We start from the raw sequence: 24,020 nt of genomic DNA on the forward strand, positions 1-24,020 counted from the left end.
GGCGATGGGACGGCTGCTCAGCCGGATGACGGCGCCCGGCGCGCTCGCCCAGGTGCGGCACGTCCGCCCGGTGCGGCCGGGCGCCGCCCGCGGCCTGGTGGCCCGGGTGTACGAGCAGGTCGAGCGGGACTTCGGCATGCTCGCGCCGCCGGTGGCCCTGCACTCCCCCGCGCCGCGCGCGCTGGCCGCGTGCTGGCTGGTCCTGCGCGAGTCGCTGCTGGCCGCCGGGGCGGCCGGGCGGGTGGCCGGGGAGCTGGTGGCGCGGGAGGTCTCGGCCGGCAACGCCTGCCCGTACTGCGTGGACGTGCACGGCGCGACCCTGCGCGCGCTGACCCCCGCCGATCCCCGGCTGCGACCGCTGGCCGCCTGGGCCAGGGCGAGCGCCGTCCCCGGAGCCGGCGGCCCGCCGGTGACGGGGGCGGCGGCCGTGGAGCTCGTGGCGGTCGCGGTGACCTTCCAGTACCTCAACCGCATGGTCAACGTGTTCCTCGGCGACTCGCCGCTGCCGCCGGAGCTGCCGGGCGCGGCGCGCGGGCCCGCGCTGCGCGTGTTCGGCGCGCTCATGCGGCCCGCCGCGCGGCGGCCCGCGGCCCCCGGCGGCTCGCTGGGCCTGCTGCCCGGCGCGCCGCTGCCGGACGACCTGGCCTGGGCGGGCGGCGTGCCGCGGCTCGGCGAGGCGTTCGCCAGGGCCGCGGCGGCGATCGAGGAGGGCGGCGCGCGGCGGCTGCCCGTCCCGGTCCGCGAGCTGGTCGCCGAGCGGGTGTCCGGCTGGGACGGCGTCCCGCCCGGCCCCGGCAGCGGCTGGGCCGGTCAGGCCGCCGCCGCGCTGCCGCCCGCGCAACGTCCGGCCGCCCGGCTGGCGCTGCTGACCGCGCTGGCCTCCCACCAGGTGGACGCACGCACGGTCGGCGAGTTCCGGGCCGCGACGACCGGCTCGGCCGCGCTCACCGACGCCGCCCTCACCGACGCCGCGCTCGTCGAGGCGGCCTCCTGGGCGGCCATGACCGCCGCCCGCCGGACCGGCGTCTGGGCCGGGCTGCCCGCCACCCCGCTTCCGACCGTATCGACAGCCGACTGAAAGGAACGAGGACGTGACCGAGCTAGAGGTAGTGCTCGACGACCTGGCGGCCGACGGCGACCAGCTCGACGCGCTGGTGTCGGGCCTGGACGCCCAGCAGTGGAAGCTGCCCACCCCCGCGCCGGGCTGGACGATCGCCGACCAGATCGCCCACCTGGCCTTCATCTTCCGCCTGGCCACCGCCGCCGCCACCGACGCGGAGGCGTTCGCGGCCATGACGGCCGGCGCGGAGAAGAACTTCGACGGCGCGGTGAACGCCGCGCTCAAGGCGTTCGAGAACGACTCGCCGGACACGCTGCTGGCCAAGTGGCGGGCCGGACGGTCGGAGGTGCACGCCGGTCTGGCCGCCGTGCCCGCGGGCGAGGTCGTGCCGTGGCTGGTCAACCCGCTGCCGCCGATCGTGCTGGCGTGCGCGGGCATCATGGAGACCTTCGCCCACGGGCAGGACGTCGCCGACGCGCTGGGCGTGCGGCTGGAGCGCACCGACCGGCTGCGGCACCTGGTCGTCTTCGCGGTGCTCACCCGGGACTTCGGCTACCTGTCGCGCGGGCTGACCCCGCCGGCCGAGGAGTTCCGCTTCGAGATCACCGGCCCCTCCGGCGAGGTGTGGGCCTACGGCCCCGAGGACGCCGCCCAGCGGGTCTCGGGCCCGGCCGAGGACTTCTGCCTGCTGGTGACCAGGCGGCGGCACCGCGCCGACGTGGCGGTCACGGCGACCGGCGCCGAGGCCGACCGCTGGCTGGACATCGCGCAGGCCTACCGCGGGCCGGCGGGCGCCGGCCGGCGCCCCGGCCAGTTCGCCCGCGCCGGCGTCTGACAGGCGGCGTCTGAGAAGCGGCGTCTGAGAAGACTTCCCGAACCGCGGGCGCGCCCGTCCGGAACTCCCCCAGTCCCGGGCGCGCCCGCTTCTCACGTCCCGACCTCCAGCGCGCGGCGGTCCACCTTGCCCGAGGCCGTCTGCGGCAGGCGCTCCACGAACGTGATCCGCCGGGGGAACTTCTGCGCCGCCAGCCGGGCCCGGACGAACGCCTTCAGCTCGGCCGCCTCGACCGCCGCCGAGGCCACCACGTACGCGTGCGGCCGGGTCAGCCCGCGCAGCCGGTACCCGACCACCGCGCACTCGACCACGGCCGGGTGCTCGCGCAGGCAGTTCTCGATCTCGGCCGGCGCCACCCAGGACCCGCCCACCTTCAGCAGGTCGTCGGCCCGTCCCCGGTAGCGGAAGTAGCCGTCGGCGTCCCTGGTCACCAGGTCGCCCGAGCGCACGGTCCGCCCGCCCACGAACGTGCTCGCGGTCCGCTCCGGGTCCTGCCAGTACTCCAGCGCGACGGCGTCGCCGGTGACCTCCAGCCGTCCGGTCTCGCCGTCGGGGACCTCCTGCCCCTCGGGGTCCACCACGCGGGCGCGGTAGCCGGGGACGACCTGGCCGAGCGTGCCGGGCCGGACCCGTCCCGGGCGGTTGGACAGGAAGATGTGGTACGCCTCGGAGGAGCCGAGCCCGTCCACCACCTCCACGCCGAAGGTGTCGCTCCAGCGGCGGTGCAGCTCCGGCGGCAGTGCCTCGCCCGCCGACGTGCACAGCCGCAGGCAGCTCAGGTCCTGCCGGCCGGCGTCGGGGTGGGCGAGCATGGCGCTCATCATCGTGGGCACGTTCACCAGGACCGTGGGCCGGTGCTCGGCGATCAGCTCGAAGATCGTCTCGACCCGGCTGCGCTCGGGGAAGATCACCCCGGCCGCGCCGACGCCGAAGGGGAACAGGGCGGTCAGGTCGCGGGCGTAGCCGAAGAACAGTTTGGGCACGGGCAGCACCACGTCGTCCGGGCGCAGGTCCAGCACGCCGCGGGCGTAGGAGTCGAAGCTGACGTGCGGGCTCCTGGCGGGCAGCACGCAGGCGCGCGGCGCGCCGGTGCTGCCGGTGGTGAACTTCCACAGCGCCACGTCCCCGGCGGCGACCGGCGCCGGGTCCAGCCGCGCGTCCTGCGCGGCGACCAGGGTGTCGAAGTGGTGCTCGCCGGGGCGCAGCAGGTGACGCGGCACACCGGTGACGAGCAGGCCGGTCAGCCCCGCCGCACGCAGGCTCTCCAGCGCCGACGGTCCCGCCACCACCAGGCGCGGACGGGCGTAGCCGGCGAAGTAGCGGTAGTCCTTGGGCCGCAGGAACGTGTACACCTCGGCGGTGACCGCGCCGATCTTCTGGGCGCCGTACCAGGTGGCGACCGACTCCACGCTGTCGTCGGCGGCGATGAGCACCCGGTCGCCGCGGCGTACGCCGAGCTCGCGCAGCGCGTTGCCGGCGCGGTCGGCCAGGGCGCGCAGCGTCGCGTAGTCGACGCGGCCCTGGCGGGTGACGAGCGCGGTCCTGGCGCCGTCGGCGCGGTCGAGGAATCGTGCGGCGATGTTGAAAGAGTCCATGACATGCCTTCTCGCTGCTCTGCTCGCGGGCTGGTTCCGCCTTCCACGGTGCCGGGCGCGGGCCGTCCGCAGGGGGTCGGGAGGCGTCAGCAAGCTGGCGGTCGTGGCAGCTTGCTGACGGGTTTCTCCCGGATTGCGGGATGGCCGCCGCGGCGTTGACGGGCCCGCCGGGCCGCGCGTGTACTGGGGATGCGGCGGCCGCGACGGCCGTCGCGCTGCGGAGGAGAAGCGATGGCATCCACGCCCGCGGGCTCGTGGCCGGTGACGGAGACGACCGGTGAGGCGCCCGGTGACATGACCGGTGACATGACCGGTGAGACGGCGATCGGGACGGCCGCGCCGATGGCCGACTGCCTCGGCGGCGCCGTCCATCTGGCCTGCGCCGAATCCCCGCGGGACGACCTCGCGGTCATCGTCGCCGGGTTCGCCGGCTACGAGGCCCAGAGCCGGGCGCGGGCCCTGGCCCGGCTCGCCGCCCTGCGCCGCCTGCGCCGCCTGCCCGGCGACGGCCCCCGGCCCGCGTGGACGGGTACGGAGTTGCGCCTGTCGGACTTCGTCGCCGACCCGCCCACGAGCCTGCGGCGGCACGTGCCGGGCACCGGCCTGCTCAGCGGGCGGCGCTACCGGCTGCCCGTCGAGGTGGTATGGACGGGCGGGCACGAATGCCTGGTCGAGCCGGCCACGAGCGGCGTGGTGGACAGCGGCGTGCCGGAGGCGATCGCCGAGGTGGTCGCCCACGACGTGGTGGCGCGCTGGTGGGCCGAGCCGCGCGAGCCGCTGCTGCGGGTCTCCGGCTCGCTGGACCGCCTGCTGCCGCCCGGCGTGACGGCCGCGGCCTCGGGGCTGGGGCTGCGGATGTCGGCGTTCGTGTTGTCGGTGCCCGATCTCCGGGTCGCGCTGGTGACCGTCGGCGGCGAGGGCGCGACGCTGGCCGCGGCGGCCGGCCGTACCGTGAAGTCGGCCGTGTGCGAGGCGTTCCTGCGCGCGATGGCGGCCAGGGCGCAGCCGTGGAGCACGCTGGAGCTGCCCGACTGCCTGCGCCGGTTCGCGGTGTGGCAGCGGGAGGGCGACTACGCCGCCCATCTGGAGCGCCTGGCCGTCGACGCCGATCCGCGGCTGGTGGACGAGGTGAGCGGGCTGCGTCCGTCCGGCTGGCCGGAGATCGCCGCGCGCCGGTTCGGGCACGAGCCGGTCGCCGTGCGGGCCGGCGGCGAGGTCGTCAAGGTGTTGTGCCCGGGGGCCGCGTGCTACCGGGCCGCGCCCGGGGCCACCGTGCTGCCCTGTCCCGTGCCCTGACCTGAGCGGACACCGCAACCTGCGAGGAGCGCCGGCCGTCCGGATTCCGATAATGGAAGTGCAAGCTCCGGCCGCCGAACCCCCGGGAGGTGGGGCGTGGATCTGTCCGTCATTGGAGTCACCCCCGAAGCGGAGGCGGTCTACCGCTATTTCCTGCGCCATCGGGGCGAGAGCGTCGGCTCGGTGCCCGAGGCCCTGGACCTCGATCCCGAGACGGTGGAGTCGGCGGTGGAGACGCTCGACCGGCTCGCCATGCTCGACCTGAACGACCGCCACCGGGTCACCGCGACCGAGCCGCGGATCGCCATCGAGCGTCTGGTCGAGCAGCGCCTGGAGGAGCTGAACGCGGAGATCCGCCGGGTGTTCGGCGCCCGCGACGCCATCTCCAGCTTCCTGGAGGACAAGCGGGAGGGCGACCGCTCCGACGCGGTGCTGGACATCGAGCGGGTGGAGAGCGGCGCGCGGGTCCGCCAGCGCCTGGACGACCTGGCCTTCTTCTCCTACAAGGAGACGCTCTGCCTGCACCCGGGCGGGCCGTTCAACGAGGTGATGATCGAGTCGGCGCTGCCGCTCGACACGCGCTCGCTGCGGCGCGGCCTGGCCCTGCGCGAGATCTTCCACCCCAAGGCGCTGGAGGACCAGCGCATGGTGTCGTACCTGCGCGAGCTGGCACACCTGGGCGCCGAGATCCGCGTCACCGACCAGCCGATGGACCGCATGCTCATGTACGACCGCAGCGTGGCCGTCGTCCCGATCGATCCCAAGGCGCACTCCACGGGCGCGCTGCTGGTCCGTGAGCCGGGCCTGATCTCCCAGCTCGTCATCTACTTCGAGGGCCTGTGGAAGGCGGCCGTGCCGCTGGCCGACCACCTCGACCCGCCCGGCGAGGAGCCGACGCTGTCGAAGATGGAGCAGCGGGTGCTGGCGGTCATGGCCACGGCCGACAAGGACGAGATCGCCGCCCGCGAGCTGGACATCTCGGTGCGCACCTACCGCCGTTACGTCGCCGACCTGATGGCCAGGCTCGGCGCGGTCAACCGTTTCCAGGCCGCGCTGCGCGCCAAGGAGGAGAACTGGATCTGAGGCGTTTCTTCCGCAGTTTCTCGCCGTACGGCATGACGAACCCCCGCGACCCGGTCGCGGGGGTTCTCTCGTGTTCGGCCCTCGTCCTATAGGCAGACCTCCTCGGGGAAATTCACGGTCAATTCCTTTCCGGTGTCGGGGCTTTTTACGGCCAGGTGTTGCCCTGCGGGGAGGGCAGCGGGGTGGGCAGCGGCCAGGTGTTGCCGTCAGTGCCGGCCGGCGCGGGCCAGGTGTTGCCGTCCGCCTGCAGCACCACCGTGGCGGTGGCAGCGGCGGCGGCCTGCGCGGCGGTGGCGCCGACGGCCCAGAGGAGCATTCCGGAGACAATCGCGATAATCCACTGGGAAATCCTCTTGGCAACAATGCTGTTCGTCATTTCACTGCCTCTTTCTCGGCGGTTCCTGTCGCTGTTCCCTTGCACTTCCAACTTTGCGCCGCGGCGAGGGCGCGAACCAGGCTTCAGCGAGGCAGCAAGCTGCAGGGCGTTTCCGCTTCCTGCCACGTCCGGCGCGGTCAAGCACTGCAGGAGGTGACAGGAAACGGCCATCGCTCCTTAACTGGACGTACCGGAAGAGTCCGAGGAGGAAACGATGACCATCTCCCCCGAGGTCCTCCAGGAAGCCCCGCCGTCGGCCATGGACCGTCTGCGCGAGGAGCTCGCCGGCGCGCGCGAGGACATCGCGCGCGGCCGCCCGCAGGCCGTGGAGCGGCAGCACGCACTGGGCAAGCGCACCGCGCGCGAACGGCTCGACCTGCTGCTGGACGAGGGCTCGTTCCTGGAGATCGAGATGTTCCGGCGGCACCGGGCCCAGGGGCTCGGCATGGAGGCCCAGCGGCCGCACACCGACGGGGTCGTGGCCGGATCGGGAACCATCGACGGCCGGCGCGTCTTCGTCTACGCGCAGGACTTCACCGTCTTCGGCGGCTCGCTCGGCGAGGCGCACGCCCAGAAGATCCACAAGGTGATGGACCTGGCGCTGTCCAGCGGGTCGCCGTTCATCGGGCTCAACGACAGCGGCGGGGCCCGCATCCAGGAGGGCGTGCTGTCGCTCAACGGCTACGGCGGCATCTTCCAGCGCAACGTGCAGGCGTCGGGGGTGATCCCGCAGATCGCCGTCGTGCTCGGCCCGTGCGCGGGCGGGGCCGCGTACTCGACGGCGCTGGCCGACTTCACGTTCATGGTGCGCGACACCGCCCAGCTCTACCTGACCGGCCCGGACGTGGTCGAGGCGGTCACCGGCGAGCGCATCACGCACGCCGAGCTGGGCGGCGCGCAGGTGCACGCCAGCCGGTCCGGGCTGGCCACGTTCGTGCACGACGACGAGGAGAGCTGCCTGGCCGCCGTGCGCGACCTGGTCTCGATGTTGCCGAGCAACAACATGAGCCGCCCGCCGGCGCTGCCCGCGCGGGCCGCGGCCGGCGACGCCCGGCCCCGGCTGGCCGAGATCGTACCGGTGGAGCCGACCAAGCCGTACGACATGCGGCTGGTGATCGCCGAGGTGGTGGACGACGGCGACTTCCTCGAACTGCACCAGAGCTGGGCGCCCAACGTGATCTGCGCGCTGGCCCGGATCGACGGCCAGGTGGTCGGCGTGGTGGGCAACCAGCCGACCGTGCTGGCCGGCGTGCTGGACGTGTCGGCCGCGGAGAAGGCGGCCAGGTTCGTCAGGTTCTGCGACGCCTTCTCCATCCCCCTGGTCACGCTCGTGGACGTGCCCGGCTTCCTGCCCGGCAAGGAGCAGGAGCACTCGGGCGTCATCCGGCACGGCGCCAAGCTGCTGTACGCCTACTGCGAGGCGACCGTGCCGCGCGTCCAGGTCATCGTCAGGAAGGCCTACGGCGGGGCGTACATCGTGATGGACTCCCGGTCGATCGGCACCGACCTGTCACTGGCCTGGCCGACCAACGAGATCGCGGTGATGGGCGCCGAGGGGGCGGTCAACATCATCCACCGCAAGGAGCTGGCCGCCGCGGCCGACCCCGCCGCCCGGCGGGCGGAGCTGCTGGAGCAGTACACCCGCGAGCTGGTCCATCCGGCGTACACGGCCGAGCGCGGCCTGGTGGACGCCGTCATAGACCCGGTGGAGACGAGGTCGGCGGTGGCGCGCGGGCTGGCCATGCTGCGCGACAAGCGCAAGCACGTGGCGCCGCGCAAACACGGCAACCTTCCCTTGTAGCGCTTCCCGTCAGTTCCCCTGGTCGGCGCAGGGGACGGCCGCGGCCGTCCGGGCGCGCTGTCCGGGGAGCCTGAGCGCGGCCAGGACGCCCGCCAGCATGACGGCGCCCAGGACGAGGACCGCCGCGCGCATCCCCTGGGCGGAGGCGTCGCGCAGGGCCTGCCCGGCCAGCCCTCCGATGCCCTGGTTGGCGACGGCCACCAGGACCGCCAGGCCCGCCGCGGTGCCCACCTGGAGCGCGGTGGAGGCCACCCCGGAGGCCAGGCCCTGTTCGTCCGCCGGGACGCCGGTGCCGGCCGCGATCCACATGGCCTCGTACGTGATGCCCATGCCCAGGCCGATGACGACGACCCCGGGCAGGACGGTGAGGAGGGAGCCGTCCCCCTGCATGCCGGGGGCCAGGAGCACGGCGCCCACGGCGTTGACGAGGATGCCGGCGATCAGCGTGCCGCGGGTGCCGAGCCGGTGGACCAGCCGCTCGCTGAGGAAGTTGCCGGCCGTGATCGACAGGGTCGGGGCGAGGAACGCCAGGCCGGTCTCCAGGGCGTTGAAGCCGAGGACGTCCTGGAGGTACAGGGTCAGGAAGTACGGCACGGCCTGCATCGTCAGGCCGAAGAGCAGGATGACCACGACCGCGCCGCTGAGCGCGCGGTTACGGAACAGCCGCAGCGGCATCAGCGGCGTCCGGCCGCGGGCCTGGAGGCGCAGGAACACCGCCACGAGCACCACCGCGAGCACGGCCGCCGCGACCACCTCGGCCCGCGCCCAGCCCGCCTCCGAGCCGTGCGCGACCGCGAAGATCAGCAGCGTGATGCCGGCGGTGCCGGTCAGCGTCCCGGGCACGTCCACGCTGCCCCGGGTGGCGCGGCCGTCGGGGGGCAGCAGGGCGAAGGCGGCGGCGACGCCCACGGCGGTCAGCGGCACGTTGACGTAGAACACGGCCTGCCAGCCCAGGGCCTGGGTGAGCACCCCGCCGGCCAGCGCGCCCGCCGTCAGCCCGCCGGCGCCCGCCATGGCCCAGACGGTCAGCGCGCGGTTGCGCTCCCTGCCCTCGGCGAAGGCGGTGTTGACCAGGGCCAGCACCGCGGGGAACAGCACCGCGCCGGCCAGGCCCTGCACGGCGCGCGCGGCGAGCAGCACCCCCGGCGCCGTGGCCAGGCCGCCCAGCACGGAGGCCACGCCGTACAGCGCCATGCCGAGCACGAACATCCGCCGGCGTCCGGCCAGGTCGGACAGGCGCCCGCCGAACAGCAGGAAGCCTCCGTACAGGACGGCGTACGCGGTGACCACCCACTGCAGGGTGTGCGCGGTGAAGCCGACGTCGGACGCGATGTCCGGCAGGGCCACGTAGATGATGGTGAAGTCGAGACTGATGATCAGATGCCCCAGCGCGAGCAGCGCGAGGCTCCATCCCGGCCGCCGGATGCGGTCCGGGGAGCGGGTGATGGACATGGATGTGCCTTTCGTCCGTACGGGGTTCGGTGGCCTGTCATGGCTGCACCGGAACCGGCGGACATTTGTTGGCACACCCCCTGAGGGCACTGGGGTGGGCGGCGCCCGGGCTCGGGCCGTCCGGTCCGGTCATCGCCCCTCCCCAGGTGTCCCGCGTCGTCTCCGGGACGACTATGCCGTCCGCCGCGGCCCGCGGGATCGGCCGTCCGGTCACCGTGACCCGGGACCTTGGACCTAGGACCAGGGGCGGGCCGGCCAGGTGACAGCATGCGGCGGCGGCCTGCAGCTTCCTGACGTCGCCATCCCTGGATCGCGCCCTTCCCGGATCCCACAGTGGAGGTACGACAGACAGACCTCCGGCAGACGAGATGGAGATGAGACCCCATGTTCGCCCCTTCACGCCGCACGGCGACGAGGAAGCCATGCTGATCCAGGTGACGATGCGCCAGGTGCGCGGGATGCCGATCCTCGGCTCCCCGATCGACGGGATCCGCATCATGGCGCTCCTGCCGGGCCACTGGCACAAGGACCTCACCCAGGCCGGCGGGGACATCGTCATCCGGATGCGCGTGGACGAGCCCCTGACCAGCGCGCAGGTGCGCGCCGAGGTGACGCAGACCCTCGCCAACCCCGAGGTGGACCGGTGGGAGCTGGTGGCCTGCCGCGTCCTGTCCCACAGCAGCACAGCCGCAAGGGAGGAAGACCAGTGATCGCATCTGTGGTGGCGCCAGGAGAGTGCCAGGTCTGGTGGGCCGGCCCGCGCGACCATCCGGAGGGGACCCTGCTGTCGGTGCTCAGCGAGCCCGAGCTCGAACGGGCCGCGCGGTTCCGCCGCGAGCCCGACCGCAGGCGCTTCCTGACCGGCTCGTGGCTGCTGCGCACCGCGAGCGCCGTGCAGCTCGGGGTCCGTCCCGAGGACGTCGTGGTGGACCGGTCGTGCCCCGACTGCACCCGGTACCACGGCAAGCCGCAGGTCCGGGCGCCCGGCTTCCCGCTGCACGTGTCGGTCTCGCACTCCGAGGACCGGGTCGCGGTGGCCGTGACGACCGAGGGGCCGCTCGGGGTGGACGTGGAGGCCGTGCCCGCCGACCCGGTGGACGACCTGGCCCGCTGCGCGCTCACCGAGGCCGAGCTGGCCGTCCTGGAGGCGTTCCCCCAGCAGGACAGGTACGAGGCGTTCGCGAAGGTCTGGGTGCGCAAGGAGGCGGCGCTCAAGGCCACCGGGCACGGCCTGCGGGTGCCTCCGACGGAGGTGGCGGTCAGCGGGCCGGCCGACGACCCGGCCCTGTTGAGCTGGCCGCTGGACATCCCGCCGGAGAGCCTGCGGTTCCGGGTCCTGTCGCCGGGCCGCGGCTATGTCGCCGCGGTCGCGGTGATCACCGGCCGCCCGGTCGAGGCGGTGGAGTTCCACCTGCCCGCCGCGCGGGCAGACTTCGCACGGGGCCCCCTGCCGGGGCCGCTGGCCGGCGTCGCGTGAGGAGGAGGACGATCCAGATGCGAAGGACCTTCCTCCTCCTGCCGGGCTCCTGGTCGGGCGCGTGGATCTGGGAGCCCGTCGTCCGGCGGCTGCGCCTGCTCGGGCACGACGCCCGCGCCGTCACCCTGCGCGGCCTGTCCGGGCCGGGCGACGACGTCGCCGGCGTCGGCCTCCAGACGCACGTGGACGAGGTGCTGACCCTGCTGAAGAACGAGGGGCTGCGCGATGTCGTGCTCGTCGGGCACAGCTACTCGGGGCTGGTGGCCGGTCAGGTCGCCGACCGGGCGCCGGGCCGCGTCGCCCACACCGTCTACGTCGAGGCGTTCCTGCCGCACGACGGCCGTTCGATGCTGCACGCCTTCCCCGACCGGCAGCGGGAGCAGGAGCTGCGCCTGATCGAGTCGGGCGGGGGCCGCTGGCCCGCCCCCGACCACACCCTGGTGGCCGAGGGACAGGGCCTCACGGCGGCGCAGGCGCGCTGGCTGGCCGCCCGGTTCGTCGGCCACCCCGGCCGGGCCGTGGCCGAGGCCGCCGTGCTCAGCACGCCGCTGGAGCGGCAGCGGGCCAGCTACGTGGTGTGCGACCTGGACCACTTCCAGGGCAGCCTGTCGCCCGACGTGTCCGCGCTGCGCGCGGCGCCGTCCTGGGACTTCCACACCCTGGACACCGGCTGCTGGCCGATGGTCTCAGCGCCCGGCCCGCTCAGCGCTCTGCTGTCCGACGCCGTCGCCGGCCGCCATTGAGCGGCCGGCGGCCTCCGGGCCCGGTGCTAGCCCGGGCCGCGAGGACGCGGGAAGCAGCCGTCGCAGCGAACCGGCGTGCAGGAACCACAGCAGGCCCAGCGCCACGGCCAGGAGCAGGGCGCTGAAGACCCACTCGTTCGACCCGCCCGGCCCGTAGACGCGGCCGCCGGAGCCGATGTCCACCGCGCGGACCGGCTGCCCGGCCCGGTGGGTGTAGCGGTCGCTGCCGTACATCTCGACGCCCGTCCGGCCGGTGGTGCCGTCGTCGGAGCGGAAGTCGCCCGTCCAGACGCAGGACTCGTGCCCCGGATGCGTGATGCACGCCAGCGTGCGCGGCACGAACACCCCGGGCACGCCGTCGGCGCGGGCGGCGCGGACGACCGTGCCGAGGTTCGGCACGGTCAGGAACAGCAGGAAGCCCGCCACCAGGCTGAGCGCGAAGGAGAAGGCCGGGGAGACCCCGCGGCGCCCGGAGCGCGCCATCACGCGGGCGACACCGCGCAGGCGCAGCGCATGTCCGCCCGCTCGGCCGGACGGGGGCTGCGGTGCAGGAGCATGGCCACCACCATGGGCACGAAGACCAGGCCGTTGTAGAACAGGTGCAGCTCCATGCGCGGGACGAGGAGCTGGATGATGCTCGTCGGCACCGGACGGCCCGCCAGGTTGTTCCCGGTGAGCGCCTGCAGGAGCAGCAGCAGGTGCTCCAGGTGGTGCCAGACCTGGATGCCCAGGGAGATGTTCCACCACGTACGGGACCTGCCGGTGAAGCCGGAGCGCAGCATCAGCAGGCCGATGAGCATCAGCAGCGCGTAGCCGTAGTGCATCCACTCGGAGCTGACCAGCCAGGGGAAGGGCATGCCGAGGACGCCGCGCGCCTCCTTCAGCGGCCAGCCCAGCACGTAGACCTGGATGGCCTGGGCGACGTGCTCGGCCCAGTGGGCGAGCACGACGACGAGGTAGAGGGTGAGGGCGGGCTTGTGGTAGCGGGTGTTGAGCGCGCTCAACAGGCCGCCGGACGTCGACACCGTGTGGGTGGCCATGCGGGAACCTCGGCTTCCGGGATCGTCGGTCACGCGTCGTCCCGGCACGGCGAGGTCGCCGGCGAATGCTCTTCGGTCCCCTTCGGTCGCGCCTGCTCCGGGAGATCGCGAGTTCAGTGTCCGTTGTGATCCCGCGCCTGACAACTCACAAATTGCGCGGCAGGCCGGCGAGCAGTTGCTTGGTCGTCAGGGTGACGCCGCAGCGGCCGGCGACGTAGCCGAGCGCCTGCCGGTGGTCGGCGGCGCTGAGGTCGGCGACGGCGTCGGCCACCACGTACGGCTGGATGTCGTGGGTGAAGGCGTCCAGCGCGGTGGTCAGGACGCCGATGTGGGCGTAGACGCCGGCGATGAGGAGCTGGTCGCGTCCCGACTCGCGCAGCCACCACAGCAGGGTGGTCTCGTGGAAGGCGCTGTAGCGCCGCCGGGTGAAGACCCAGTCGCCCGGTCCCGGCGCCATCGGCTCGGGGAAGCCGCGCCGGGCGGGCTCCAGCCGGTCGCTGCGCCGCCAGAAGTCCCTGGCCAGCCCCTGCTGCTCACCGGTCAGCAGGCCCGGCTGGGCCGCGTAGGCGACGGGCACGCCGAGGCGCGCGCACAGCTCGCGCAGCGCCGTCACGTTGCGCACCAGGTCGGTGAGCGGCGCCTCGCCGGGTGGGAAGAGGTCGAGGCAGGCGTGCTGCAGGTCGACCAGCAGCAGGACGGCCCGGCGCGGGTCGGGCGTCCAGGTGACCGCGGCGGGCGGCAGCTCGGCGGCGTCCGGCATCGGGTAGGGCTCGATCTCTGAAACGACCGGCACGGCGACCTCCGAATTTCTCGCAGCTTTTTGAGGCTGTTTCCATGATGTGCCGCCACGGCGTCCCTCGAAATGCGGAACGGCGGCAGGAAGCTGACTTCCCGCCGCCGTTTCCAGCCATTTTCTTTTTCCGGGGTGTACACCGGGCCCATGGTCAGAGCCCGGCCGCCGCCCGCAGTTCCTCCGTCCGGTTCACCCGCTCCCAGGTGAACTCGTCGCGGCCGAAATGCCCGTAGGCGGAGGTGCCCGCGTAGATGGGACGCAGCAGGTCCAGGTCCCGGATGATCGCGGCCGGGCGCAGGTCGAACACCTCGCGCACGGCGTCGTGGACGCGCTCCCGGGGGACCCGTTCGGTGCCGAAGCACTCCACGAACAGGCCCACCGGCCGCGCCTTGCCGATCGCGTACGCCACCTGCACCTCGCACCGCCCGGCCAGCCCCGCGGCCACCACGTTCTTGGCCACCCAGCGCATGGCGTAGGCGCCCGACCGGTCCACCTTGGAGGGGTCCTTGCCGGAGAACGCGCCGCCGCCGTGCCGGGCCATGCCACCGTACGTGTCGATGATGATCTTGCGTCCGGTCAGGCCCGCGTCGCCCATCGGGCCGCCGACCTCGAACCGGCCCGTCGGGTTGACCAGCAGCCGGTGGCCGGTGGTGTCGATCCCCGCCTCGGCCAGCACCGGTTCGACGACCTCGCGCGTGACGTCGGGGGTCAGCATGTCGGCCAGGTCGACGTGCGCGGCGTGCTGGGTGGACAGCACGACGGTGTCCAGGCGGACCGGCCGGTCGCCCTCGTACTCGACGGTGACCTGCGTCTTGCCGTCCGGCCGCAGGTACGGCACCGTCCCGGACCTGCGGACCGCCGCCAGCCGCCGGGCCAGCCGGTGGGCCAGCATGATCGGCAGCGGCATCAGCTCGGGCGTCTCCTCGCACGCGTAGCCGAACATCAGGCCCTGGTCGCCGGCGCCCTGCCGGTCCAGCTCGTCGGCGGCGGCCGCGCCGCGGTGCTCGTAGGCGTCGTCCACGCCGCGGGCGATGTCGGGCGACTGGGTGCCGATCGACACCGACACGCCGCAGGAGGCGCCGTCGAAGCCCTTCTGGGAGGCGTCGTAGCCGATCTGCAGGATCGTCTCCCTGACCAGGCCGGGGATGTCCACGTACGTCTGCGTGGTGACCTCGCCCGCGACGTGCACCATGCCGGTGGTGATCAGCGTCTCGACCGCGACCCGGCTGCCGGGGTCCTTGGCCAGCAGGGCGTCCAGGATGCCGTCGCTGATCCGGTCGGCGATCTTGTCGGGGTGGCCTTCGGTGACCGATTCTGAGGTGAACAAACGACGTGACACCGGGGCCTCCTAGTAGGGCAGCCGGCGCCCGGCGGGGGTGCGCAGGTCGAGTGCGGTCACGGGGGTACGCGGTTTCTTCGGCCTCGGCACGCGAATCACTTTGGGCATGGAATTGCTCCACATCTCGGCGGCGGGAAAACTCGAATTTCCCGGACACAGATCATCCAAGATTTCGCGTCGAGCATTCTTCTCCGATGACCTGCGCGACGGAGGTTCGCTTTCGAGAATAACCACGGCCGGGCGTGGCGGGTTCTTTCCCTGTGCGGCGTCGGGACCGGTCGGGCAATCCAGGAGATGCCCCGGACGCGCCGGGAGGCCACGATGCTCCTGATGCCCGGACGGCTCTTCCCGCCGGGCGGATCACCTACGCCGGGTCCCGGCCGCACCGGCGACGAAAGGCTGATCATGAACGGAATCGGCGCGGAGATCGGGATCATCGGCGGGAGCGGGTTCTCCTCGGTCGCCGACGGAGCCCGGGAGGTCGCGCTCACCACCCCGTACGGCGAGCCGTCGGCGCCGCTCTCGCTGGCCCGGGTGCGCGGCCGCACGGTCGCCTTCCTGCCCCGGCACGGGCGCGACCACCGCCGGCCGCCGCACCGGATCAACTACCGGGCCAACCTGTGGGCGCTGCACTCGGTGGGCGTGCGCCAGATCATCGCGCCGTGCGCGGTCGGCTCGCTCCGGCCCGAGCTGGGGCCGGGCGTGATGGTGGTGCCCGACCAGCTCGTGGACCGGACCTGCGGACGCGTCAGGACGTACTTCGACGACGCGGCGGTGCACGTGCCGTTCGCCGACCCGTACTGCCCGGTGGGCCGCGAGACGGTGCTCGACACCGCCGTGGCGACCGGCCAGGACTGCGTGGACGGCGGGACGACGGTGGTGGTCGAGGGCCCGCGCCTGTCCAGCCGGGCCGAGGCGCAGTGGTACGCCGCGCAGGGGTGGTCGCTGCTCGACATGACGGCCTGCCCGGAGGCGGCGCTCGCCCGCGAGCTGGCCCTGTGCTACGTGCCGGTCGCGCTGGTGACGGACCTGGACGCCGGGCTCGGCGTGGGCTCCGGCGCGCGGCGGGACGAGCTGTTCACGATCTTCCACGAGGGGCTGGACCGGCTGCGGGCACTGGTGCTGGCGACCGTGGCCCGGCTGCCGCGCACCCGTACGTGCGGCTGCGCGCGGGCCCTGGAGGACGCCGCCCTCCCCGCCGACGCCGACCACCTCGGCCCGCTCCCCGCCTGAACCCTTCTTAGAGCATGCGGAAACCCGGGTCCCCGCGGGAACCCGGGTGTGATCGCGGGGGCTACACCGCCATCGGCACGTGCGCGTCCAGGGCGACGCGTTCGACCAGCGCCTCCAGGTTCGGGTCCGCGTCGAAGACGTCGCCGACGTCGATGGCGATGCCCAGCTCCTCCTTGATCCGCCCGACCAGCCGCGCCGCGGCCGCGAACTCCCCTTCCAGGTCGGAGAACGTCGCCGCCTCCAGCCCTTCGGGCACGTCGAGCACCTCGTTCCAGATGTCGCCGACCTTCTCGCGAAGCTCGGCGAGGCTGCGTCCGCCGGTCATGGGCCGTCCCTTCTCAAGGTCTGCTGGTGATTGTCGCAACGGCGCCTCGGCGGCTACATCTCCGAGGATGCCCTGGCCCTGACCTGCCCGAGCAGCGCGTCGAGCGTCCCGTCGCACAGCAGGACGGCCGGTTCGACGGCCACCCCGAGCCGGTCCTCGATCCGGGCGGCCATCCGCAGCGCGGCGAGCGCCGTGCCGCCGAGCTCGCCGAAGGTGGCGCCGGCCTCGTCCGGGCCGACGCCGAGCACGGTGTTCCAGATGTCGGTGACGTGCCTGTCGACGTCCGCCGGGTCCACGTCGCGCGTCCTCCCGTGAGGCTCCCTTGGGGGGACCATAAGCCGCGGGGGAGGCGGGTGTTTGTCCTCACGTGCGCACTCGTGGCCGTTCGCAAGTGCGGGCCCGTTGGTCGCGCGGCGGGGTCAGGACGCGGCCCGTTCCGCCTCCCGCGTACGCGACAGCGCCCGGACGATGCGCGCGTGCCCCTCGTTCCCCCTGGCCAGCACCTCGGCCACCGGGCCGTCGTCGGCGGCGCGCAGGGCGGCGGCGACGCGGCTCAGGTCGCGGGTCAGCTCGTCCAGCAGGTCGGCCACCGGGGTCGCGTTGTGCGCCAGGATGTCCCGCCACATGCCGGCGGGGCTGCCGGCCACCCGCGTCACGTCCCGCAACGCCCCGGCGGCCAGCGACAACCCGCCCGCATCCCGGTCCATCTCCGTGCCCGTCTCCATGCCCGTCTCCATGCCCGTCTCCCCGCCCGGGGCTGGTTCGGCGGGCCCGCCCTGGGCGCCGGTCGCGAACCGGGCGGCGAGCGCGGCCGACAGGACGAGCGGCAGGTGCGACACGGCCGCGGCGGCCCGGTCGTGGGCGTCCGGCGCGAGCAGCCGCACCTCGGCCCCGCACGCGGTCGCCAGCGCCGCCACCGTGCGCAGCGCGCGCGGCGACAGCGCCGGATGGGGGCACAACGCCCACGTCCTGCCCTCGAACAGGCCCGCCCGCGCGGCGCCCGGCCCCGACACCTCCCGCCCGGCCATCGGATGGCCGGGCACGTAGCAGGACAGGTCGCAACCGCCGCGCTCGACCTCGGCGAGGATCCGCGTCTTGGCGCTGGCCACGTCCGTGTAGACCCTCCCCAGCCCGCGGGCCTGCGCCTCCCGCAGGACGGCGGCCACCGACGAGGGCGGCGTGGCGATCACGACGACGTCGGCCGGGCCGGCCCCGGCCCGCAGCGCGGTGCCCGCGCCCATCCGAGCGGCCTGCGCCAGCGCCCACGGATCGTGGTCGGCCAGCTCGACCCGGACGCCCGCCCGCCGCAGCGCGCACGCCACGGACGTGCCGATCAACCCACAGCCGATCACCACGACACGGCGGATTGGGGACATGGCCGAACCTCGCTTCCCTCGGACGTCACTCCCCCATGGTCGCGGCGCGAGGCGCCCGGCGGCGGTACGCGGCCCGTCTTCTTGCTGCCGCCCCACGGCACGTTCCTGCCAGCGCAACCCCAGGTCAACCCCCTGGACGCGCTCCTACGATCACGACATGTCCTACCAAGACCTGCTGTCCCGACCGGTACGCCCGCCCGACCGCGTGCTGCGCTACGGCGACCGCCACCCCGACCAGGTGATCGACGTCTACGACGGCGCCGGCCGCCCGCCCCTCGTCCTGCTGCACGGCGGCTACTGGATGGCCGAGTACGACCGGCGGCACGCCCGTCCCATGGCCGTCGCCCTGGCCGCGCTCGGCCACCCGGTCTGGCTGCCCGAGTACCGCAGGGTGGGCCAGGAGGGCGGCGGCCACCCGGGCACGTTCGACGACGTGGCCGCCGCGCTCGACCTCGTAGGAGCGGAGTGCCCGTCCGGGGTGCTGCTGGTGGGCCACTCGGCGGGCGGTCACCTCGCGCTCTGGTCGGCGCTGCGGCACCGGCTGCCGCCCGGCTCCCGCTGGCACGCCGAACCGGCGGTCCGCAGCGTGGTGGGGCTGGCCGCCGTCTGCGACCTGGGCGAGGCGTTCACGGCGGGGCTCGGCGGCGGCGCGGCCCGCGCCCTGCTCCACGACCGCGCCGACCTGCTGGACGAGGTGGACCCGGCGCGCCTGCTGCCCTACGACCGGGGCCCGCTGGTGCTCGTGCACGGGGTCCGGGATCGCGTGCTGCCGGTGTCGATGAGCCGCCGGACGGCGGCGGCCGAGCCGTCGGCGGTGCTGATCGAGCCGTCGGACGCCGGCCACTTCAGCCTGATCGACCCCCTGTCGAGCACCTGGCCCCTGATCACCGCCGCCATAGAAGCCGCGGCGGGACACAGCGCGATTCGAGCGTGAGCCCGCCGACGCCCCGGGCGAGCAGCGCGGTCAGGACGGTTCGGGCGAGCAGCTGTGTCAGGACGGTTCGGGCATGAGCGCGCCGACCACCCGGGCGAGCAGGGCGGCCCACTCTTCGTCGCCGACGGCGTGCAGGTCGGGCGTGACCAGGGCACTGCCCATGGACAGCAGCAGGCAGAAGTGGGCCAGCGCGGCGGGCGACAGCGCCGGGTCCAGCTCGCCCCGGTCCTGGGCGAGGCGGGCCAGCGCGGCCATCGACCCGGCGCGCTCGCCGACGTAGTCGCGCATGGGCCGGGCGACCTCCTCGTCCCGGCGGGCCGCGACGAGCGCCTCGACGATGAGGTAGCCGCGGGCGTCGCGCCGCTGCGGCAGCCAGCGTCCGATCTCCAGCAGCAGGTCGGGGACGGGCCGGTCGGGGTCGGCGGCGAACAGGTCGGCCAGCCCGCGCCGCCCGTGCGCGCGCAGCGCCGCCACCAGCAGCTCGGCCTTGGAGCCGAAGTGCGCGTACAGCGCGCCGTTGCTCACCCCGGCGGCGGCGGCGATGTCGGCGACGCGGGTGCCGTCGTACCCGCGTTCGGCGAACGCCTCCGCGGCGGCGCGCAACAACCGTTCACGAGTCTCGGCGGCGGTGACGCCGGCGATTCGGCCCATGGCAGCATTAAACAGCCCGCCCACCCGGGACGTGACCATCGACCGGATCCCCCGCCCGCGCCGGTCAGTCGTCGAGGGCCTGGTAGAGCGTGGTCCAGAAGTCGTTGATGAGCCGCATCGAATCCGGGGTGGACATCCCGACCTGGGTGAGCAGGATCCCGGTGAGCCGCCTGGCCGGGTCGGCGTAGGCGGTGGTGCCGGTCCCGCCGTCCCAGCCGAACTGGCCGACGGAGGCGTAGTCGCCGCGGCGGGTGCGCACCGCCATCCCGAAGCCCCAGCCGCCCTGGAGCCCCTGGCCGGCGGACACATGGACGATGTTCCCGTACATGGCGTCCCGGGCGGCCTGTTGCGCCGGGGTGAGGCGGTTGGTGGTCATCAGCTCGACCGCGGGCCTGGACAGGATGCGTTCGCCGTCGTGCACGCCGTGGTTCAGCAGCATCCGGAAGTAGGCGTGGTAGTCGTCCACGGTGGAGACCAGCCCGCCGCCGGCGCCCTGGAACGCGGGGGGCCGGGCGGTTCTGCCGCCCGCCGCCTCGTCCCACACCAGGAACTCCCCGGTCGCCGGGTCGGGCCCGTACAGGGGCGGCAGCCGGTCGATCTTCACGGCGGGCACGTGGAAGGCGGTGTCCTGCATCCCCAGCGGGTCCAGGACGCGTTCGCGCAGGAACGCCTCCAGGGACCGGCCGGTGACCCGCGCGACGAGCACGCCGACCACCTCGTTGCTGAGGTCGTACTGCCACCGCTCCCCCGGCTGGTACGACAGCGGCAGCTCGCCGAGGCGGCGCATCCACTCGTCCGGGTCCGGCGCCGGCCCGGACGCCACGCTGTAGTCGGTCCGCTCGAAGGTGGCGGCCCTGATCGGGGAGTTCAGCAGCGTGAAGTCCATGCCGAGGCCGAACGTGGAGGTCAGCAGGTCCCGTACGGTGATCGGCCGGCGCGCCGGCACGGTGTCCTCCAGCGGGCCGTCGGGACGCCGCAGCACCCGACGGCCGGCCAGTTCGGGCAGCCATGGATCGACCGGGTCGTCCAGCCGCAGCCGGCACTCGTCCAGCAGGACCATCGCCGCCGCCATCGTGACCGGCTTGGACGTGGACGCCATCCGGAAGATCGTGTCCCGGCTCATCGGCGCGCCGCCGTCGTGACGCATGGTCCCGATCGCCTCGACGTGCGTCTCCTCGCCCCGGCTGACCAGGGCGACCAGCCCGGGGATCCGCTTGGACTCCACGTGCCGGGTCAGCACCTCGCGCAACCGGCGCAGCCCTGCTCCGGAGAAGCCGTTGTCGTTCTCGGCCGTCATGATCCCTCTTTCGGTGGTGGTCGGCGTCCGGCACGGTTCGAAGGCGTGATGGACGGGGCCACCGGCTCCTCCGAGGTGGCCGTGCGACGAGCCTGGACCCTGACCCAAGGTCAAGGTCAACCCCGCCATGGCCGTGCGCGCTACTCTCGGCCCTGTGAATGCCCGCACCCCGTACCCGGGCGCGCCGCTCGCCGACCGGCGACCGGCGCGCGTCCGCCTGCCGTCCGCCGCCGCGCCGAGCCGATGACGGACGGGCTCACGATCGGTCAGACGGCGGCCTTCACCGGCGTCACCGTCAAGACCGTGCGGCACTACCATCGGCTCGGCCTGGTCGCCGAGCCCGAACGCGACGGTTCCGGCTACCGGCGTTACCGGTCGGCCGACCTGGTCCGGCTGGTCCAGGTCCGGACCCTCGCCGCGGCCGGCGTGCCGCTGGCCGAGATCGGCGACCTGCTCGACGCCGATCCCGAGCCGTTCGCCGCCGCCCTGGACGACGTCCACCGCCGGCTGACCGAGCGGATCGAGGACCTGACCGCGCGTCGCGACACGTTGCACCGCCTGGCCCACGGCGACCGGGTCCTGCTGCCCGACCGGGCCTGCGCCGTCCTGGACCGGCTGGCCGCCCTCGGGTTCGGCGCCGACTACGTGTCCACCCAGCGGGAGGCGCTGGTCCTGACCAGGGCGCTGATGCCGGCGATCTTCGACAGCTTTCTGACCCGGCTCGAACACTCACTGGACGACCCCGAGCACGTCGAGCTGACCAGACGCGCCCTGGAGGCGAGGGCCTGGGACCCGGACGACCCGCGCATCGAGGAACTGGCCTGCGCCCTGGCCGCCAAGCTGCTGGCCGGCCCGGGGCCGCGGGCGATGCCGGCCGGGTTCTGGAACCGGTCCGACACCGCCGCCCGCTACGGGCTGGTCAACCACCACGGCGAGGACCGGGAACCGTCCATCGCCCGGCTGAACGCCCTGGTCGAGGCGGAGCTGCGAGCGTCCGGCATCGACCTCCCCCGCCGGTGACGGCCCCGGAGGGGGCCAGTGTGTCTTTGCTACCCCAGGAACTCCCGCAGCGAGCGAGGCCGGCGGCCCAGGAGGTCGGTCACCGTCGTGGTCGTGGTCGCCCAGCGCCCGTCCCCGAGCTGCGACATGAGGGTGGCCAGGTCGTGGGCCGCGGGAGCGGGCATGCCGCGGCCCGCCAGGTGCGCGGCGGCCTCCTCGACGGGCAGGTCCACGTACCGCACGTCCCGGCCGAGCGCCCGGGTCAGCTCGGCGGCGATCTCGTCATGGGTGGGCGCCACCGGGCCGGTCAGCTCGTAGACCGCGTCGGCCCCGACGGGACGCCTCAGCAGCACGGCAGCCACCGCCCCGATGTCACGAGCGTCGATGTACCCCACCTTGCCCCTGCCGTACGAGCCGACGATCCGCCCCTCCTCGTCGACGTCGCCCGCGAGATTCTGCATGAAACCGACGGGCGCCAGGATCGACCACGGCACTCCGGAGGCCTTGAGGTGCTCGTCGACCTGCCCGTGCAGGCCAAACCCGAGCAGGCTGCCCGGCGTGACCCCACGTACGGACACGGTGACCACCTGGGCGACCCCCGCGGCAGCCGCGTGATCGATGACCGCCCGGTGGGCGCGCGCGAAGCCCGGCCACAACGCGCTGTTGAGAAAGAGCCTGTCCCCCGGCTCGACCGGGATGCTCTCCGGCCGCTCCAGGTCGCCGACCACGTAGTCGCAGCCCAGCTCCGCCCTCAGTTCGTCACCCTGTTCCGCGCGCCGCACCACGGCCCGCGCCGCGCCGCCCAATTCCTCGATCAGCGCACGTCCGATCGTGCCTGTCGCGCCCGTCACCACGATCATCACGCAACCCCCTGAACGGCATGCCGGCTTCCCGTTCTACACCAAGCGGAAGCTGGTCGTCCACTTAGGCGGGCACGGTCAGCCGATGCGGAGCGGGAGGGTCCGAGGGCCTCGGACCTGACTGGCGGCCCAGGTGACGGCGTCGGGGTCGGCGAGGGTGAAGGCGGGGATGCGCTGGAGCCAGACGTCGAGGGCGGTGCGCAGTTCCATGCGGGCCAGGTGGGAGCCGACGCAGCGGTGGATGCCGAGTCCGAAGGCGGCGTGGCGGTTGACTTCGCGGTCGATGCGGATGTGGGTGGGGTGGTCGAAGTGGGCGGGGTCGCGGTTGGCGGCGGGGAAGGAGAGCAGGACCCAGTCGTCGGCTTTCATGTCGACGCCGTTCCAGTGCATGTCTTGTTTGACGAGGCGGGCCATGGTGACGGGGGCGTAGGCGCGCAGGAACTCCTCCATGGCGGTGGGGAGCAGGGCGGGTTCGGCGACCAGGCGTTCGCGGTCGGCGGGGGTCTTGGCCAGGTGCCACAGGGACGCCCCGATCGCGCTCCACGTCGTGTCGATACCCGCGATCAGCAGCAGCGTCATCGTCCCGACGACATGGACGGGGTCCAGCTTCGCGCCGTTGAGCTCGGCGCCGAGCAGGTACGTCGTGAGGTCGTCCCGCGGGTGGGCCAGGTGGTCGTGGATCTGCTCGACCAGGTAGGACGACAGCTCGGCGATGCGCTCCAGCCGTTTCTCGGTGGGCTCGTTCACGCTTTCCAGGGCGTTCTCCACGAACTGCCGGAACCGGTCGGCGTCCTCGGGCGGGAAGCCCAGCATGTCGGCGATCACCCGCATCGGGATGTCCTGGGCGTACTCGCGGGCCGCGTCCACGACCTCCCGCCCTTCCAGGCCGTCGATCAGCTCGTGGCACAACGCCCTGGTGCTCGCCTCCCGCTTGGCGACCGCCGTCTTGGTGAAGGCCGGCAGCAGTAACCTGCGGGCGTCGTGGTGGAAGGGCGGGTCGGACGAGATCGGCGGCACCCCGCCCACCGGCGCGAGCTCGCGGGGCGGCTTGACGTTGCCGACGACGACGGCCCGGGAGGAGAACCGCTCGGTGTCGTAGGCGATGGCGGCGATGTCCTCGTACCGGGTCGGCAGCCACACCCCGCCGAACCGGTCGGTGTGCGCGATCGGGCAACGCTGCCGCAGGTCGTCCTGGATGGGGTACGGGTCCGCGGCCCAATGGGGGTCGACGTGGGAGAAGTCGGTGGCCCAGTCGGAGACCGGATCGGTGACGATCTCGCTGACGGTGCCGCGCATCCGGTTCCTGCGCGTCTCTTCCAGCTCCCGGCCGAAGCGGTCGTCCACGGTCATCTCGCAGCTCCATCCCTGACGTCGATGAACCGGTCGGAGTCGATCTGAGGTGAATCGCACCCTCACCCGAATTAAAAAAGCATTCATTTGATACGTCAAGACACC

The 24,020-nt window shown here is 73.6% G+C and carries 25 protein-coding genes; 11 read left to right on the forward strand and 14 right to left on the reverse strand.

Translation table 11 applies throughout. From position 1 onward, the window contains the following. Window positions 1–4: 4 nt before the first annotated feature. Complete coding sequence (locus AB0J46_RS35885) at window positions 5–1,078, forward strand: carboxymuconolactone decarboxylase family protein (RefSeq protein ID WP_364338550.1); 1,074 nt, start codon at window positions 5–7, stop codon at window positions 1,076–1,078. Window positions 1,079–1,091: 13 nt separating this feature from the next. Then, window positions 1,092–1,895, forward strand: coding sequence for a TIGR03084 family metal-binding protein (locus AB0J46_RS35890; RefSeq protein WP_364338551.1), 804 nt, complete (start codon window positions 1,092–1,094; stop codon window positions 1,893–1,895). 92 nt (window positions 1,896–1,987) lie between these two features. Here AB0J46_RS35890 and AB0J46_RS35895 read toward each other — a convergent pair whose 3' ends face one another. Continuing rightward, window positions 1,988–3,490 carry a benzoate-CoA ligase family protein gene (locus AB0J46_RS35895; protein ID WP_364338552.1) on the reverse strand — a complete coding sequence of 501 codons (1,503 nt, stop codon included), beginning with the start codon at window positions 3,488–3,490 and terminating at the stop codon, window positions 1,988–1,990. Between the two features lie 231 nt (window positions 3,491–3,721). On the opposite strand from AB0J46_RS35895, the gene AB0J46_RS35900 reads away from it, so the two are divergent. Both AB0J46_RS35900 and AB0J46_RS35905 read left to right on the forward strand, forming a co-directional pair. Next, complete coding sequence (locus AB0J46_RS35900) at window positions 3,722–4,786, forward strand: hypothetical protein (RefSeq protein ID WP_364338554.1); 1,065 nt, start codon at window positions 3,722–3,724, stop codon at window positions 4,784–4,786. A 96-nt stretch (window positions 4,787–4,882) separates the two neighbouring features. Further along, on the forward strand, window positions 4,883–5,869 hold the full coding sequence (locus AB0J46_RS35905) for a helix-turn-helix transcriptional regulator (protein WP_358295110.1): 987 nt from the start codon (window positions 4,883–4,885) through the stop codon (window positions 5,867–5,869). A 145-nt stretch (window positions 5,870–6,014) separates the two neighbouring features. Here the strand turns inward: AB0J46_RS35905 and AB0J46_RS35910 are convergent, their stop codons facing one another. Next, complete coding sequence (locus AB0J46_RS35910; RefSeq protein WP_364338555.1) at window positions 6,015–6,185, reverse strand: hypothetical protein; 171 nt, start codon at window positions 6,183–6,185, stop codon at window positions 6,015–6,017. Between the two features lie 274 nt (window positions 6,186–6,459). On the opposite strand from AB0J46_RS35910, the gene AB0J46_RS35915 reads away from it, so the two are divergent. Beyond that, window positions 6,460–8,046 (forward strand): acyl-CoA carboxylase subunit beta, encoded by a 1,587-nt coding sequence (locus AB0J46_RS35915; protein ID WP_364338556.1) that lies wholly within the window; start codon window positions 6,460–6,462, stop codon window positions 8,044–8,046. Window positions 8,047–8,055: 9 nt separating this feature from the next. On the opposite strand, the gene AB0J46_RS35920 is transcribed toward AB0J46_RS35915, so the two are convergent. Next, window positions 8,056–9,498 carry an MFS transporter gene (locus tag AB0J46_RS35920; RefSeq protein WP_364338557.1) on the reverse strand — a complete coding sequence of 481 codons (1,443 nt, stop codon included), beginning with the start codon at window positions 9,496–9,498 and terminating at the stop codon, window positions 8,056–8,058. Window positions 9,499–9,872: 374 nt separating this feature from the next. Between AB0J46_RS35920 and AB0J46_RS35925 the strand changes: the two genes are divergently transcribed. Genes AB0J46_RS35925 through AB0J46_RS35935 form a run of 3 tightly spaced genes read left to right on the forward strand, consistent with a single transcriptional unit; the run spans window position 9,873 to window position 11,718 of the window. Then, window positions 9,873–10,208, forward strand: coding sequence for a hypothetical protein (locus AB0J46_RS35925; RefSeq protein WP_357982071.1), 336 nt, complete (start codon window positions 9,873–9,875; stop codon window positions 10,206–10,208). After that, a complete protein-coding gene (locus AB0J46_RS35930) occupies window positions 10,205–10,975 on the forward strand; it encodes a 4'-phosphopantetheinyl transferase superfamily protein (RefSeq protein ID WP_364338558.1) in 771 nt (256 codons plus the stop codon). Before AB0J46_RS35925 ends, AB0J46_RS35930 begins: the two co-directional genes overlap by 4 nt. A gap of 17 nt (window positions 10,976–10,992) precedes the next feature. Next, on the forward strand, window positions 10,993–11,718 hold the full coding sequence (locus AB0J46_RS35935; RefSeq protein WP_364338559.1) for an alpha/beta hydrolase: 726 nt from the start codon (window positions 10,993–10,995) through the stop codon (window positions 11,716–11,718). Here the strand turns inward: AB0J46_RS35935 and AB0J46_RS35940 are convergent. From AB0J46_RS35940 to metK, 4 genes are all read right to left on the reverse strand, one after another. Beyond that, window positions 11,662–12,204: a hypothetical protein gene (locus tag AB0J46_RS35940; protein WP_364338560.1), complete on the reverse strand. Its 543-nt coding sequence runs from the start codon at window positions 12,202–12,204 to the stop codon at window positions 11,662–11,664. The genes AB0J46_RS35935 and AB0J46_RS35940 overlap by 57 nt on opposite strands. Further along, the gene (locus AB0J46_RS35945) at window positions 12,201–12,758 is read right to left on the reverse strand and encodes a hypothetical protein (RefSeq protein ID WP_364338561.1); all 558 of its coding nucleotides are present in this window, start codon (window positions 12,756–12,758) and stop codon (window positions 12,201–12,203) included. The genes AB0J46_RS35940 and AB0J46_RS35945 overlap by 4 nt, the downstream gene beginning before the upstream one ends. 145 nt (window positions 12,759–12,903) lie before the next feature. Further along, window positions 12,904–13,551, reverse strand: coding sequence for an isochorismatase family protein (locus tag AB0J46_RS35950; RefSeq protein WP_364338562.1), 648 nt, complete (start codon window positions 13,549–13,551; stop codon window positions 12,904–12,906). Between the two features lie 151 nt (window positions 13,552–13,702). Beyond that, window positions 13,703–14,890 (reverse strand): methionine adenosyltransferase, encoded by a 1,188-nt coding sequence (gene metK, locus AB0J46_RS35955; RefSeq protein ID WP_358295093.1) that lies wholly within the window; start codon window positions 14,888–14,890, stop codon window positions 13,703–13,705. Between the two features lie 405 nt (window positions 14,891–15,295). On the opposite strand from metK, the gene AB0J46_RS35960 reads away from it, so the two are divergent. Continuing rightward, window positions 15,296–16,123 (forward strand): S-methyl-5'-thioadenosine phosphorylase, encoded by an 828-nt coding sequence (locus AB0J46_RS35960; RefSeq protein ID WP_364338563.1) that lies wholly within the window; start codon window positions 15,296–15,298, stop codon window positions 16,121–16,123. Window positions 16,124–16,184: 61 nt separating this feature from the next. On the opposite strand, the gene AB0J46_RS35965 is transcribed toward AB0J46_RS35960, so the two are convergent. The 3 genes from AB0J46_RS35965 to AB0J46_RS35975 all read right to left on the reverse strand — a co-directional run bounded on the left by AB0J46_RS35965 (window position 16,185) and on the right by AB0J46_RS35975 (window position 17,824). Further along, complete coding sequence (locus AB0J46_RS35965; protein WP_364338564.1) at window positions 16,185–16,448, reverse strand: phosphopantetheine-binding protein; 264 nt, start codon at window positions 16,446–16,448, stop codon at window positions 16,185–16,187. 53 nt (window positions 16,449–16,501) lie between these two features. After that, on the reverse strand, window positions 16,502–16,744 hold the full coding sequence (locus tag AB0J46_RS35970; RefSeq protein WP_352354845.1) for a phosphopantetheine-binding protein: 243 nt from the start codon (window positions 16,742–16,744) through the stop codon (window positions 16,502–16,504). 123 nt (window positions 16,745–16,867) lie between these two features. Next, window positions 16,868–17,824: a prephenate dehydrogenase/arogenate dehydrogenase family protein gene (locus AB0J46_RS35975; RefSeq protein ID WP_364338565.1), complete on the reverse strand. Its 957-nt coding sequence runs from the start codon at window positions 17,822–17,824 to the stop codon at window positions 16,868–16,870. Window positions 17,825–17,981: 157 nt separating this feature from the next. Here AB0J46_RS35975 and AB0J46_RS35980 point away from each other — a divergent pair, with 157 nt between their 5' ends. Beyond that, a complete protein-coding gene (locus tag AB0J46_RS35980; RefSeq protein ID WP_364338566.1) occupies window positions 17,982–18,758 on the forward strand; it encodes an alpha/beta hydrolase in 777 nt (258 codons plus the stop codon). A 57-nt stretch (window positions 18,759–18,815) separates the two neighbouring features. On the opposite strand, the gene AB0J46_RS35985 is transcribed toward AB0J46_RS35980, so the two are convergent. Both AB0J46_RS35985 and AB0J46_RS35990 read right to left on the reverse strand, forming a co-directional pair. Beyond that, entirely contained in the window at window positions 18,816–19,409 is a 594-nt protein-coding gene (locus AB0J46_RS35985; RefSeq protein ID WP_352354851.1) for a helix-turn-helix domain-containing protein, read from the reverse strand. Between the two features lie 64 nt (window positions 19,410–19,473). Next, a complete protein-coding gene (locus AB0J46_RS35990; RefSeq protein WP_364338567.1) occupies window positions 19,474–20,706 on the reverse strand; it encodes a serine hydrolase domain-containing protein in 1,233 nt (410 codons plus the stop codon). 243 nt (window positions 20,707–20,949) lie between these two features. Here AB0J46_RS35990 and AB0J46_RS35995 point away from each other — a divergent pair, with 243 nt between their 5' ends. Continuing rightward, complete coding sequence (locus tag AB0J46_RS35995; protein WP_364338568.1) at window positions 20,950–21,726, forward strand: MerR family transcriptional regulator; 777 nt, start codon at window positions 20,950–20,952, stop codon at window positions 21,724–21,726. 29 nt (window positions 21,727–21,755) lie between these two features. Here the strand turns inward: AB0J46_RS35995 and AB0J46_RS36000 are convergent, their stop codons facing one another. Continuing rightward, complete coding sequence (locus AB0J46_RS36000) at window positions 21,756–22,565, reverse strand: NAD(P)H-binding protein (RefSeq protein ID WP_364338569.1); 810 nt, start codon at window positions 22,563–22,565, stop codon at window positions 21,756–21,758. A 78-nt stretch (window positions 22,566–22,643) separates the two neighbouring features. Then, window positions 22,644–23,915: a cytochrome P450 gene (locus tag AB0J46_RS36005; protein ID WP_364338570.1), complete on the reverse strand. Its 1,272-nt coding sequence runs from the start codon at window positions 23,913–23,915 to the stop codon at window positions 22,644–22,646. Window positions 23,916–24,020 lie beyond the last annotated feature (105 nt).

The organism is Nonomuraea sp. NPDC049758 (assembly GCF_040674635.1).
Classification (GTDB): Bacteria; Actinomycetota; Actinomycetes; order Streptosporangiales; family Streptosporangiaceae; genus Nonomuraea.

Excerpts from the sequence above, each read along its gene's own strand:
- AB0J46_RS35885 (WP_364338550.1), top strand. The coding sequence starts at position 5 with ATGGGACGGCTGCTCAGCCGGATGACGGCGCCCGGCGCGCTCGCCCAG.
- AB0J46_RS36000 (WP_364338569.1), bottom strand. The coding sequence starts at position 22,565 with ATGATCGTGGTGACGGGCGCGACAGGCACGATCGGACGTGCGCTGATC.
- AB0J46_RS35925 (WP_357982071.1), top strand. The coding sequence starts at position 9,873 with ATGAGACCCCATGTTCGCCCCTTCACGCCGCACGGCGACGAGGAAGCC.
- AB0J46_RS35910 (WP_364338555.1), bottom strand. The coding sequence starts at position 6,185 with ATGCTCCTCTGGGCCGTCGGCGCCACCGCCGCGCAGGCCGCCGCCGCT.
- AB0J46_RS35990 (WP_364338567.1), bottom strand. The coding sequence starts at position 20,706 with ATGACGGCCGAGAACGACAACGGCTTCTCCGGAGCAGGGCTGCGCCGG.
- AB0J46_RS36005 (WP_364338570.1), bottom strand. The coding sequence starts at position 23,915 with ATGACCGTGGACGACCGCTTCGGCCGGGAGCTGGAAGAGACGCGCAGG.
- AB0J46_RS35915 (WP_364338556.1), top strand. The coding sequence starts at position 6,460 with ATGACCATCTCCCCCGAGGTCCTCCAGGAAGCCCCGCCGTCGGCCATG.
- AB0J46_RS35945 (WP_364338561.1), bottom strand. The coding sequence starts at position 12,758 with ATGGCCACCCACACGGTGTCGACGTCCGGCGGCCTGTTGAGCGCGCTC.
- AB0J46_RS35985 (WP_352354851.1), bottom strand. The coding sequence starts at position 19,409 with ATGGGCCGAATCGCCGGCGTCACCGCCGCCGAGACTCGTGAACGGTTG.
- AB0J46_RS35935 (WP_364338559.1), top strand. The coding sequence starts at position 10,993 with ATGCGAAGGACCTTCCTCCTCCTGCCGGGCTCCTGGTCGGGCGCGTGG.
- AB0J46_RS35975 (WP_364338565.1), bottom strand. The coding sequence starts at position 17,824 with ATGTCCCCAATCCGCCGTGTCGTGGTGATCGGCTGTGGGTTGATCGGC.
- AB0J46_RS35900 (WP_364338554.1), top strand. The coding sequence starts at position 3,722 with ATGGCATCCACGCCCGCGGGCTCGTGGCCGGTGACGGAGACGACCGGT.
- AB0J46_RS35995 (WP_364338568.1), top strand. The coding sequence starts at position 20,950 with ATGACGGACGGGCTCACGATCGGTCAGACGGCGGCCTTCACCGGCGTC.
- AB0J46_RS35920 (WP_364338557.1), bottom strand. The coding sequence starts at position 9,498 with ATGTCCATCACCCGCTCCCCGGACCGCATCCGGCGGCCGGGATGGAGC.
- AB0J46_RS35980 (WP_364338566.1), top strand. The coding sequence starts at position 17,982 with ATGTCCTACCAAGACCTGCTGTCCCGACCGGTACGCCCGCCCGACCGC.
- AB0J46_RS35960 (WP_364338563.1), top strand. The coding sequence starts at position 15,296 with ATGAACGGAATCGGCGCGGAGATCGGGATCATCGGCGGGAGCGGGTTC.
- AB0J46_RS35965 (WP_364338564.1), bottom strand. The coding sequence starts at position 16,448 with ATGACCGGCGGACGCAGCCTCGCCGAGCTTCGCGAGAAGGTCGGCGAC.
- AB0J46_RS35895 (WP_364338552.1), bottom strand. The coding sequence starts at position 3,490 with ATGGACTCTTTCAACATCGCCGCACGATTCCTCGACCGCGCCGACGGC.